Below are 11,674 nucleotides of genomic sequence, written 5' to 3' on the forward strand. Positions count from 1 at the left end.
CGCTTCTTCCGACGATGACCGACCCCGCCGACCTCAGCGTCACGCTCGTCGACGGCTACGTGGACGAGCCCGCGCACTTCGGGGTCCCGCCGTACATCTCGACCTACCCACGGTACACGGCCGGCGCGCTCGTGGACGCGGGCGTCCCCGAAGCGCAGATCACCTATCACACCATCGACGAACTCCGCGAGGACCGCCACAAGTGGCAGGACGTCGAGGAGGCCGACCTGTTCGTCTACGTCGGGGGGATGACCGTCCCCGGGAAGTACGTGGGGGGGACGCCCGCCGAACCCGACGAGGTCCGCGAGATGGCGTGGACCGCGAACGGCACGAGCATGATGGGTGGGCCCATCCGGTTCGGCGTCGGCGAGGAGAACGCCGGAGCACAGGACATGCACCGGGACGACCTGGACTTCGACTTCCTCGCGATGGCCGACGTCGAGGCCGCGGCGTACGACCTCGCCCACGGGGGGCTGGAGGGGTTCGAGAACCGCTACCGCTCGAACGAGGAGATCGACCGCTGGGCCGCGAAGGGGGCGTTCGTCGTCGAACAGCACCCGAACCAGCCCGACTACCTCATCTGCGAGATGGAGACCTCTCGTGGGTGTGCCTACCGATGCTCGTTCTGCACGGAGCCCATGTATGGCGACCCGGCGTTCCGGACCGCTGACTCCGTCGTGAAGGAGGTCGAGAACCTCTACGCGCGGGGTGCCCGGCACTTCCGGCTGGGCCGACAGGCCGACATCCTCGCGTTCGGCGGCGACGGGGAGGCGCCGAACCCCGACGCCCTGCGCGACCTCTACGGCGGGATTCGTGAGGTGGCACCCGACCTCGGCACGCTCCACCTCGACAACATGAACCCCGTGACCATCACGGACTACCCCGAGCGGTCGAGAGCGGCCATCCGCATCATCGCCGAGCACAACACGCCCGGCGACACGGCGGCGTTCGGTCTCGAATCCGCAGACCCCGTCGTCCAGGAGCAGAACAACCTCCTCGTCACGGCCGAGGAGTGTCTGGAGGCCGTTCGCATCGTCAACGAGGAGGGTGGCTGGCGCCCCGGCGAATCTCCAGACGACGCGCCGACGTTCGGCCCCGACGCCCCCAAGCGCCTGCCGAAGCTCCTCCCCGGCATCAACCTCGTCCACGGGCTGATGGGCGAGCGGCCCGAGACGTACGAGCACAACAAGCAGTTCCTCCAGTCGGTGCTCGACGAGGGGCTGATGCTCCGGCGCATCAACATCCGGCAGGTGATGGCGTTCGAGGGCACCGAGATGGCCGAGACGGGCGCCGACATCGCGAAGGAGCACAAGCGGAACTTCAAGAGCTACAAGCGGGAGGTGCGAGAGACCATCGACAACCCGATGCTCCAGCGGGTCGCGCCGCCCGGAACGGTGCTCCCGGACGTCCACCTCGAGTACCATCAGGACGGCAAGACGTTCGGTCGTCAACTGGGAACGTACGCGCTGCTGGTGGGGATTCCGGGCGAACTCGACCTCGGGCAGTCCATCGACGTGGCCATCACGGACCACGGCTACCGGTCGGTGACGGGCGTCCCCTATCCGCTTGACGTGAACAGCGCGTCGATGGCCGAACTCGCGGCGGTGCCCGGCATCGGCAAGCAGACCGCCGGCGATATCGTCGTCGGCCGGCCGTACACCGACCTCGCGGAGGTGGTCGACGGCAACGACGCCCGACTCGCTGACTTCTTCACCGTCGGCACGCCCGACGCGGCAGACTAGTCGGCGTCGGCATCGCCCGCCTCGCCGGTATCCATCTCGACCAGCTCCACGACTCGCCGCTCGCCATCGTCGCTGTCGCCGTCGTACTTGTAGCGCACGCCCGGCTCCTCGTCACGGGTCGCCCGGTGTGAGCCGTCACAGAACGGGTGGTCGTCGGAGAGCCCACAGAGACAGACCGCGATGTCACCCTTCTCGGGGTCGATGTCGTCCTCGTCGAGCTTGAGCGGGCCGGTCGCGGTGTGCGTGACCTCGCGCATATCGGTGGAAAGCGCCGGGCAGGCAAGGGGCTGTCCCTTAGCTCGCGGTCCGGCGGGCCGTCCGAACCAGTTTCGGCAGTCGCTCGTAGCGGCTCACGAGCATCACCACCCCGAGGACGACGTACACGAGGCTGAACGCGACCAGGCCCTCGAACGTCTGGAACAGCGGGTGGAACTGCATGCCGAACAGGCCGAGGAGTAGCAGCGCCTCACGGACGCTGATCTCGAAGTCGACGAGTAGCGTGACGGCGAAGAAGCTCTGGGCCGCGGTCAGCCAGATCTCGCCCGCCTGTCGCTGAGAGAACGAGAGCACGTCGTAGTAGCCGAGCGAGAGACTGTAGACGACCGCGAGCGTCCCGATGAGCAGGGTCCACTGGTTGAGCTTCGAGGAGATGAGCGCGTTGAACGACGCCGTCGTTCGAGCCTTCCGGACGAGGTACGCGCAGGCGATGAACTCCGGGCTCTCGGAGGCGAGCGGCGCGACCCACTGGATCATGAAGAACGAGGAGACGCCGAGACGGGGCCCGAGCGTCTCCAGGCCCTTGGCGAACGGTTTGACCGCGAGCAGGATGACGGCCGCCGAGAACACGAACAACAGGAGGATGGCCGTGATGCGTCGCGGCCGAGACAGCGACTGGAGGTAGCCGGGCACCCCGAGCGGCTGCTCGTGGCTCGACTCACCCCGGAGGATGACCGCGACGTACGCGGCGTAGATGGACACGAGCACGATGGCGTCGAACGCCCCGATGCCGCCGAAGAAGGGGACGAAGAACGCGACGACCGTCGCCGCGCCGAGGAAGCAGAGCTCGACCGAGATGCGTGGCTCCAGTTCGACGGCGTCGGCCAGGAACCCCTCGCGTTTGACGACGGCCGTGTCACCGCCGCGCTGTGTTCGATAGACCGCGTACAGCGCGATGAGCGACCAGCCGAGGCCGACGAGGATGCGGTTCGCACCGGTCATGTTCGCGACCGCGAGGTTCGCGGCGGCGTCGCCCGCAGGCGTCCCGGCGAACTGGCCCGCCTCCCACGCGTACAGCGCGTCGACCGCGTACTCGGGGGCGACCGCGATGATGGCCAGCACCGCGAGCGCGAACGACCGGGGGACGTCCCCCTCGGCGGTTTCGGCGGCCCACGTCAGGAGGAACGCCGCGCCGACGACGGCGACACCGCTCGTCGCGATGACCGCGACCGTCGGGAGTGTCTCGACCATCCCGAGCCCGCGGAGGGCGAGCCAGGGAATGGTCAGCAGCGTCACGGCCGCGAGCGCGAGCAGGCTCCGTCGTCGTGACATCGTTCGATGCGACACTCCAGGGCCGGTTATATCTTCCCTCCCTGTCCAGAAGGTTCTTACTCGCGTCTCCGCTATCCGCGGGCAATGAACGACGTAGAGGTGAGCGTCGTCCTCCCCGCGTACAACGAGGAGGCCACCATCGAGCACACCGTCGAGGTCACGCTCTCGACGCTCGCCTCGTTCCTCCCCGACGACGCGTTCGAGGTCATCGTGGCCGAAGACGGCTGTGAGGACCGGACCCCCGAGATCGCCGACCGACTCGCCGCCGAAGACCCCCGCGTCCGACACTTCCACAGCGACGAGCGGCTCGGCCGGGGTGGGGCGCTCGAACGCGCCTTCGAGGCGAGCCACGGCGACACGCTCGTCTACTTCGACACGGACCTCGCGACCGACATGCAGCACCTCGAAGAGCTGGTCGAGTCCGTGCGCTCGGAGGGGTACGACGTGGTGACGGGCTCGCGACGGATTCCCGGGGAGAAACAGGACCGCGAGCCCGAGCGCGGGGTCGCCTCGACTGGCTACAACAGCCTCGTCAAGCTGTTCCTCCGGTCGGACCTCTACGACCACCAGTGCGGGTTCAAAGCGTTCGACCGTGAGGCTCTCTTCGCCCTGCTCGAAGACGTCGAGGACGACCACTGGTTCTGGGACACCGAGGTGCTGGTGCGCGCCCAGCGTGCCGGCTACCGCGTGAAGGAGTTCCCCGTCGACTGGACGCCGAAGGGCGACACGAAGGTCGACCTCGTGCGCGACGTGTTCGGGATGGGGAGCCAGATTCTCCGGGTGTGGTGGGAGTTCTCCGTGCGCCCACGCGCGACGCGGCGGGTGGCGCTCGCCGCCGGGACGCTGCTCATCGTCGCGGCACTCGCGCTGATGACCGTCTACCTCGACCCGAGCGACGTGCTGGCAGCCATCGGCGGGGCGGACCTCCGACTGGTGGCCGCAGCCGCGCTCGTCTACGCCCTCTCGTGGCCCCTCCGGGGGGCACGCTACCGCGATATCCTCGCGGAACTCGGGTACGATGGCGAACTCGGGTTCCTGACGGGAGCCATCTTCATCTCACAGACGGGCAACCTCGTGTTCCCGGCGCGCGCCGGTGACGCCGTCCGCGCGTACGTGCTGAAGGCCCGCCGGGGCGTTCCGTACCCTTCGGGATTCGCGTCGCTCGCCGTCGAGCGGGTCTTCGACCTGCTGACCATCACGGTGCTCGCGGGGACGGTCCTGCTGGGCTTTGCCGCCGTGGGACTCGACCCCTCGCTCGCAGGGACGTCCGACGACGTCGTCGCCAGCGGGCGGACCGCCCTGCTGGTGGCGGCGGGCGTCGGCGTCGCCGCGGTACTCGCCGTCGGCGTCATCGTCGCCAGCGCCCGCAGCGACCGTGACTTCGTCCGGGCTGCGCTCGACCGCGTGAGCGACGACTCGTACGTCGAACTCGTGGCGGAGGTCGTCGGCTCGTTCGTCGCGGACGTCCAGGCCGTCGCCGCCAACCGCGACGCCTTCCTCCGCGTCGGCGGCTCGTCGCTGCTCATCTGGACGCTCGACGTCGTCACGGCGATACTCGTGTTCCAGGCGTTCACGACGACCCCCGGAGTGCCGGACGTCCCGCTCGTGCCGCTCGTGGCGCTGTCGTTCTTCGCGGTGAGCGTCGGGAACCTCGCGAAGGTGTTGCCCCTCTCGCCCGGGGGCATCGGGCTGTACGAGGGCGCGTTCACCCTCCTGGTCGTGGTCCTGACCCCGGCGCTCGCGGGCGTGACGCTCACCGCGGCCGTCGCCCTCGCCGTCGCAGTGGTCGACCACGCCGTGAAGAACGTCGTCACGGTCATCGGCGGGGTGGCCTCGACGCTCGTGTTCAACGTCTCGCTGACGAAGGCGGTCGACGAGGCCAGCGAGGCCGAGCAACGCGACGGCCTCGCCACGGGCGAGCGGGGAGGGACGACCCGCGAGTAACGACTCAGTCGTAGTGGTCGGTGACGAACGGGCCGAGCGCCCCCGCGACCGCCTCCCGGAGCGCGGTCTCGCGGTCGGTGAGGGTTCCGGTCAGCGCGCCGGCCGCGCCCTGCTTCTTCGCGACGTCTTCGGTGCCGAGTACGTCGTCCATCACCGGACCGAGTTCCTCGCCGGCTTCGATGCGGGTGGCGATACCGTCGGGGAGCCGGAGCGAGGGACCACCGCCGCGACCCCAGCGGTCGCCGTCGGTCGCGGCAGCCCACATGACGAGCCACAGCCCCTCGACTGCGTCGAGGCGCGCGACGCCGCCTTCGATACCGACCGCGAGGGCGTAGCCGGGGAGCGCTCGCCGGGCGCGGTTCTCGGCTCCGGTGACCGTCTCCGCGAGCCCGAACGGCTGTTCGGCGACGCCCGATTCGACACCCACCGCCTCGACTTCGGCTTCGGGAAGCGCGGCCTCGACGGCGGCGACCTTGACGGGATTTCGACTCCCGACGGCGACGTGCATACCCTCGAATCGGCGACGACTGGCTTGTGCCTTGGTAACGTAGACTGTATATAAACTGTCATCGACACTCCCAATTCACGGCGAAATACGTGGGTTTCCGGCCTCGGACGGATGTACTCTCGAAACGTTTAAATAATCGTCTTTCGAACCGGGTTATCAGCGATAGCTAGCCGGGCGCTTCTTCCGCAGCACACCCCGGTAGCCCCCGCCAGCCAACCGATGAGCCAGAACGTACGAACGCGAACGACCGACGAACAGGAACAGACCACGGGCTGTCCCGAGTGTGGCGGCTCGCTGAACCAGACCGGCGACCACGAGACCGTATGTGACGACTGCGGGCTCGTCGTCGACGACCAGAACATCGACCGCGGGCCGGAGTGGCGCGCGTTCGACGCCGCCGAGAAGGACAAGAAGTCCCGCGTGGGTGCCCCGACGACGAACATGATGCACGACAAGGGGCTGTCGACCAACATCGACTGGCGCGACCAGGACGCCTACGGAAACTCCCTGAACTCGAACCAGCGCCAGAAGATGCAGCGCCTGCGAAAATGGAACGAGCGCTTTCGAACGAGAGACTCGAAGGAGCGCAACCTGAAGCAGGCGCTCGGTGAGATCGACCGCATGTCGAGTGCGCTCGGCCTCCCGGACAACGTCCGCGAGACCGCCTCCGTCATCTACCGCCGCGCGCTCGACGAGAACCTCCTGCCCGGCCGCAGCATCGAGGGTGTCTCGACCTCGGCCGTCTACGCCGCCGCCCGGCAGGCCGGCGTCCCCCGCTCGCTGGACGAGATTGCGGAGGTCTCCCGCGTCGAGAAGAGCGAGATCGCGCGCACCTACCGCTACGTCGTCCGCGAGCTCGGGCTGGAGGTCGCCCCCGCGGACCCCGAGAGCTACGTCCCCCGGTTCGCCTCCTCGCTCGGCCTCTCGGACGAGGCGGAGAACCGCGCACGCAAGCTGCTCCGCAACGCGAAGGAGCAGGGTGTCCACTCCGGAAAGTCGCCGGTCGGACTCGCTGCCGCGGCCGTCTACGCCGCCGCGCTCCTGACCAACGAGAAGACGACGCAGGCCGCCGTCAGCGAGGTCGCGGACATCTCCGAGGTCACGATTCGGAACCGCTACCACGAACTGCTCGAAGCCGAGCAGGACCTCCCGGTCGCGTAACCGACGCCTCGTTCTCCCGATTCAGCCCGTTGGCGAGCGACGACTCCCGCTAGAGTCACACCTGGTGGACTGGTGGGGGCTTCCGAGGTGGTATCCGCGTCGTTGTCGCAGACTCCTCCATAGCATCACTCGTTTCTAGGCCGGAAAATTCACGTTGGGCGGCGCGCAGGAGTCCTGTATGGCAACCGAACAGAGTACCGAGGAGCGGTCGGGGGTCGTCGACGGCATCCGGGTCGACGTCGTCCGCCTCCACGAGACGTGGATGGAGCTCCTGTTCCCGCGCCAGCGAGGGGCAGCCCACTCGGTGCTCGGAAAGTGGAAGCCGACCACGACCGGTGATAAGGTGAAGTACCGGGTGTGGGGGGCGCTCGGCTGGCCGCTCATCGCTATCCTCTACCCCCTCGCACTGCTTGGATTCGCCGCCCGGTTCTACTCTCGGCGGGTCGACAGGGGGGTCGCGCGTGTCGGCCTTCTCGGGGTCGTCATCCTCTCGGTCCTCGTGTGGGGAGCACTGACGCTCGCCGCGCGGATACAGTTCGGCGCCTCCGCCGAGGGGTTCTTTGCGGTCGCCGCTGCCTCGCTCACCGCGGTCCTCGCGAGTGTGCTCGCCGTGGTGTTCACCCGCGTCGGCGGCCGGGGGACGACCGTGCTGGTCGCGTACCCGTTCGCGATGACGGCCATCTTCCTCCCGCCCGTGGTCGCGGCGCTCTACTCACCGGTCGTCGCGGACGCCGTGCTCCCGGGGAGCTACGACCTCGCCGAGGAGTTCCTCGACGCGCTCGCGGCCACGCCGCTCGAACCCGTCTCGACGTTCCTCCGCGCGGAGTACGACCTCGAAGGCGTCGCCTACGTCATCATGTGGTTCGCTATCGCCGTCCCGCTCGGCTGGATCGTCGGCACGCTCGTCACGCTCGCGGACGTGGTCCGGCCCAAGGGCGAGCAGGACGACGACTGACTGGTTTTCCGCAGGCCGTACGCTCTTGAGGCCGCTGCCCCTACCTCGACCATGGAGTTCGACGCCAAGACGACAGCCGCGGTGTTCGTCGTCCTGCTCGCCGTCATCGTTGGGGGAACCGTCACTAGCCCGATGCCGCAGACCATCTCACTCGGCATCAGCGCGGGACTGGTCGTGTTCGGACTGGTGACGCTGTTCGTCGGCGTGAAACACGGGGAGTATCGGGCGTCGCGGTAAATCGGGCCAGGCGAAACAGAACGAGTCGAAGCATCCGCGAGGCGCGAAGCGCCGAGCGGTTCATCGCTGGCGAACGGAGTGAGCCAGCGAGACCAAGGGCCGACTAGCGCGGTCGAAGGCCGCGGCAGGAGGCCCGCCGTGTCTTTTTCCGCAAGTTTTTGCCGCGAGGCGCGGCGAAGCTGCGCCGAGCGTGCAAAAAGTGCGTTACATGTAGCCGAGGTCGCGCAACTGGGCCATCAGCCCCTCCTTGTCCTGTGCGCGGCCCTCGCGTTCGCTGCCCTCGCCGACGCGGAGCCACGCGGGCCGGTCAGCGGCAGTGCCGGAGCCCTCGCGGGTCCCGAGCGAGCGGTAGCCCTCGAAGTACTTCGGGGAGACCGGCAGGTCCGTGGGCTCGAATCCCGCGAGGTCGTCGACGGACTCGGGGACGTGGCCCGCGGGGTAGCCGTCGACGCTGTCGGGGACGATGTAGTGCCAGAAGCCGTCCCAGACCGCGCGTTCGTCGAACTGGAGGATTGGGTGAACGCGGTCGTGCGGCGGGTACTTCGCGGCGTCGTGTCGCGGCGAGAAGAACGTCTCCGTCGCGCGGGCCGCCTGCTCATCCCAGCGGACGCCGGAGAACAGCGCGTCGTACCCCTCTTTCTCGACGAGGTCGTTCATCGCGACCGTCTTCAGCAGGTGGTTGCCGGCCATCGAGTCCGCGTCGAGGACGAACTCGTCGCCCTCGTAGTCGAGGCGCGCGAGCTCGCGGCGCACGGACTCGGGGAGGTCGGCGACGGGCATCGACTCGCCCGGCTGCATCCCGAGCCCGGCGATGGCCTCGTTTCGCGCCATGATCAGGTCGAGGTCCCACTCGTCGGCCCACCGCTCGACGAACGCGATGGTCTCGTCGAAGTGCTGGAAGTGGTCGATGAACACGACGGGTGGCACTGCTCGACCGTCCTCGGCACAGACCTGCTGGACGACGTAGAGCACGAGCGTCGAGTCCTTGCCACCGGTCCACAGCACGGCGGGATTCTGGTACGTATCGAGCGCCTCACGGGTGACGGCGACGGCCTGTTCGAACTTCTCACCGAGCGTCGGGTAGTCGCTGGCTGCCCCGCCACGACCAGCGTCGTAGTCGAGCGAGACGTACTCTGGGAAGGTACTCATCGCCGTCTGGACGACGTTCGAGGTTATTGGTATTCCGAGACTACGGGTAGCACTGAACAGCGAAACGGGACCGTTGCATCCCTCGAGAACGAAGCGAGCGACGGTTCACCGAGCGCGGCGAAGCCGCGCGATGGAAGTGCAAAAAGGTGCGTTACATGTAGCCCAGGTCGCGGAGGCGCTCCATGAGGTCCTCCTTGTCCTGGGCACGGCCGGCGCGTTCGGTGGTGTTCTCCATGTCCTGCAGCCACGCGGGCTCCTCGGCGCTCTTGTCGGTCGAGATCTCCGAGCCGAGCGAGCGGAAGCCGGCGAAGTACTTCGGCGAGACCGGGATGTCCTCGTGGTCGAGGCCGTTCGGCAGGTCGTCGTAGCCCTGCGGGACGTAGCCGTCGTCCGGGTACTCGTCGACCGTCTCCGGAACGACGAAGTACCAGAACGCGTCCCAGACGTCGGCCTCCTTGAACTGGAGGATGGGCTGGATGCGGTCGTGCGGCGGGTAGATGTCCGGGTCGTGCCGCGGCGAGAAGAACGTCTCGTCGGCGCGGGCCTCCTGCTCGTCCCAGCGGATGCCCGAGATGATGCCGTCGATGTTCTCGGCTTCGAGCGTGTCGTTGAGCGCCACCGTCTTCAGCAGGTGGTTGCCGACGTACGTGTCGAGCAGGAACGGGAACGTGTCCTCCTCGTACTCGAGGATGTTGCGGATGTGGTGCTGGTTGTGCTCCGAGAGCGCGTCGACCGGGATGTCGTCACCGGGCTCCAGGCCGTTCTCGTCGACGTACTCGCCGACGTCCGTGTTGCGCGCCCAGACGACTTCGAGGTCCCACTCGTCGGCCCAGCGGCGGACGAACTCCATCAGCTCGTCGAAGTGCTGGTAGTGGTCGATGAACACCGTCGTCGGCAGCTCGAGGTCGTCGTACTGCTCGACGACCTCCTTCACGAAGTAGAGCGTGAGCGTCGAGTCCTTCCCGCCGGTCCACATCACGGCCGGGTTCTCGTACTCGCGCAGGCCGGTCTCGACGACCTCCAGCGCCTTCTCGAGTTTGTCTTCGATGCTCGGATAGTCGTCCGGCGTCTCGCCGTCACCGTCGCTGTAGTCGACGTCGAGGTAGTCGGGGAACTGACTCATCGGTCGTAATAATATCTAATTACCAGGTTCAAATTCCTTTTGGCTCTTCGTCGGTTTCGTGTGATGGTTTCACAGGGGATCGCGCGAGCGCGCGCCCGCGAAACAGCGGGGGCTCGGGACGGGAAAAACGGAGAGAACGGCGTTCAGTTGATGAACTTGTTGTCGCGCCACTTGACCGAGTTCTCGGCCTCGCGCTCGGTCGGGTCCTCGATGATCTCGATGGTCGCGGCTCGGTCCTCGCCGTCGACGATTCGGTGGGCCTCGAGTTCGTCGTCGACCGCGGCGATGGCGGTGAGTTCTCCCTTCTCGGCGAAGCGCGCGAGGTCACACAGCACCTCGAACATCGGATACTGGAGCGCGGTGTTCTGGAGGACGGTCTCGCGGTCGCCCTTGAAGCAGGCGTACTCGCGGAGCTTGGAGTTGATCTTCGGCTCCTCCTCCTGCGCCTGGCCGAGGCTTCCCCAGGAGGGGCCGTCGCCGCTGCCGCCGGCGCTGCTGGCACCGAAGCCGCCGCCCTCCTGTTCGGGCATCTCCTCGACCCACTCTCCGTTCTCGTCCTCGTACACGCGGTTCTCCGTGACGGAGGCTTTGAGCTGTGCCGTGGGAGTGTACTTCGAGATGTTGTCCTCGGCCGCAACGGCGCTGATGATCAGCGTGTTGTTGCGGCGTGTGATCTCGATGTCCTCGATCTCCACGGGCAGTTCGACCTCGTCGAAGAATTCGTGTACGTCGTCAAGTGGCAGTTCAAGCGTCGAATGGAGTCTGAATACACGACTGGTCATGGTATTCCCTGTCCCGAGTTGGGGCAACCTGCCCCTGACCGCTGCATGGTCGAGTGTTCCTAAGGGTTTCACACTTATAGTGTCTGCCCTTCCTCGCGTGGCGTGTTAACATCAAACACGGAGACGTGGCCGCCTCACGCCGAGAGCGTCGCACCGAGGTCGCCTTCCTCCTCCAGTTGCCCGAGGACGTCACTCCCGCCGACGAACTCGCCGTCGACGAACGTCTGCGGGATGGTCTCCCAGCCGCTGTGCTCGTTCAGGGCGACACGGAACTCGTCGAGCGACTGGAGCACGTCGACCGTCTCGAACTCCTCGCGGTGGCTCCCGATGAGCTTTAGCGCCTTGTCCGAGTAGCCGCACTGCGGCATCATCGGCGTCCCCTTCATGAACAGCACCACGTCGTTGCTCTCGATGGCCTCGCGAACGATCTCGTCGACTTCCTCCTGCGGGAGGCTCTGGTTCGGGTCGAACGTCATGACCGTCTCTCGGGCCCCAGTCCGGAAGGGCGTTTCGCCACCGCGGGAG

The 11,674-nt window shown here is 67.4% G+C and carries 12 protein-coding genes; 5 read left to right on the forward strand and 7 right to left on the reverse strand.

Annotated features, from left to right (window positions below; genetic code table 11):
• Nucleotides 1-14: 14 nt before the first annotated feature.
• Nucleotides 15-1,742, forward strand: coding sequence for a radical SAM protein (locus NL126_RS00255; RefSeq protein WP_255196891.1), 1,728 nt, complete (start codon nucleotides 15-17; stop codon nucleotides 1,740-1,742).
• On the opposite strand, the gene NL126_RS00260 is transcribed toward NL126_RS00255, so the two are convergent.
• Both NL126_RS00260 and NL126_RS00265 read right to left on the reverse strand, forming a co-directional pair.
• Nucleotides 1,739-1,999 carry a CDGSH iron-sulfur domain-containing protein gene (locus NL126_RS00260; protein WP_255196892.1) on the reverse strand — a complete coding sequence of 87 codons (261 nt, stop codon included), beginning with the start codon at nucleotides 1,997-1,999 and terminating at the stop codon, nucleotides 1,739-1,741. The two genes, NL126_RS00255 and NL126_RS00260, sit on opposite strands and share 4 nt — an antisense overlap.
• A gap of 37 nt (nucleotides 2,000-2,036) precedes the next feature.
• Nucleotides 2,037-3,290 (reverse strand): calcium:cation antiporter family protein, encoded by a 1,254-nt coding sequence (locus NL126_RS00265; RefSeq protein WP_255196893.1) that lies wholly within the window; start codon nucleotides 3,288-3,290, stop codon nucleotides 2,037-2,039.
• Nucleotides 3,291-3,374: 84 nt separating this feature from the next.
• On the opposite strand from NL126_RS00265, the gene NL126_RS00270 reads away from it, so the two are divergent.
• Nucleotides 3,375-5,234, forward strand: a complete 1,860-nt coding sequence (locus NL126_RS00270) for a flippase-like domain-containing protein (protein WP_255196894.1) — start codon at nucleotides 3,375-3,377, stop codon at nucleotides 5,232-5,234.
• Between the two features lie 4 nt (nucleotides 5,235-5,238).
• On the opposite strand, the gene yjjX is transcribed toward NL126_RS00270, so the two are convergent.
• Nucleotides 5,239-5,742, reverse strand: coding sequence for an inosine/xanthosine triphosphatase (gene yjjX, locus NL126_RS00275; RefSeq protein ID WP_255196895.1), 504 nt, complete (start codon nucleotides 5,740-5,742; stop codon nucleotides 5,239-5,241).
• A 219-nt stretch (nucleotides 5,743-5,961) separates the two neighbouring features.
• Between yjjX and NL126_RS00280 the strand changes: the two genes are divergently transcribed.
• From NL126_RS00280 to NL126_RS00290, 3 genes are all read left to right on the forward strand, one after another.
• A complete protein-coding gene (locus tag NL126_RS00280) occupies nucleotides 5,962-6,903 on the forward strand; it encodes a transcription initiation factor IIB (RefSeq protein ID WP_255196896.1) in 942 nt (313 codons plus the stop codon).
• Between the two features lie 178 nt (nucleotides 6,904-7,081).
• A complete protein-coding gene (locus NL126_RS00285) occupies nucleotides 7,082-7,858 on the forward strand; it encodes a hypothetical protein (protein ID WP_255196897.1) in 777 nt (258 codons plus the stop codon).
• A 51-nt stretch (nucleotides 7,859-7,909) separates the two neighbouring features.
• On the forward strand, nucleotides 7,910-8,095 hold the full coding sequence (locus NL126_RS00290; RefSeq protein ID WP_255196898.1) for a DUF7333 family protein: 186 nt from the start codon (nucleotides 7,910-7,912) through the stop codon (nucleotides 8,093-8,095).
• 204 nt (nucleotides 8,096-8,299) lie between these two features.
• Here NL126_RS00290 and NL126_RS00295 read toward each other — a convergent pair whose 3' ends face one another.
• The 4 genes from NL126_RS00295 to NL126_RS00310 form a co-directional block, all read right to left on the reverse strand.
• Nucleotides 8,300-9,244, reverse strand: a complete 945-nt coding sequence (locus tag NL126_RS00295; protein WP_255196899.1) for a phosphoadenosine phosphosulfate reductase family protein — start codon at nucleotides 9,242-9,244, stop codon at nucleotides 8,300-8,302.
• A gap of 151 nt (nucleotides 9,245-9,395) precedes the next feature.
• Nucleotides 9,396-10,367: a phosphoadenosine phosphosulfate reductase family protein gene (locus tag NL126_RS00300; RefSeq protein WP_255196900.1), complete on the reverse strand. Its 972-nt coding sequence runs from the start codon at nucleotides 10,365-10,367 to the stop codon at nucleotides 9,396-9,398.
• A 143-nt stretch (nucleotides 10,368-10,510) separates the two neighbouring features.
• Entirely contained in the window at nucleotides 10,511-11,149 is a 639-nt protein-coding gene (locus tag NL126_RS00305) for a DUF7110 family protein (protein ID WP_255196901.1), read from the reverse strand.
• 134 nt (nucleotides 11,150-11,283) lie between these two features.
• Nucleotides 11,284-11,625, reverse strand: coding sequence for a glutaredoxin family protein (locus NL126_RS00310; protein ID WP_255196902.1), 342 nt, complete (start codon nucleotides 11,623-11,625; stop codon nucleotides 11,284-11,286).
• Nucleotides 11,626-11,674 lie beyond the last annotated feature (49 nt).

This window comes from Halorarius litoreus (assembly GCF_024362405.1).
GTDB lineage: Archaea > Halobacteriota > Halobacteria > Halobacteriales > Haloarculaceae > Halorarius > Halorarius litoreus.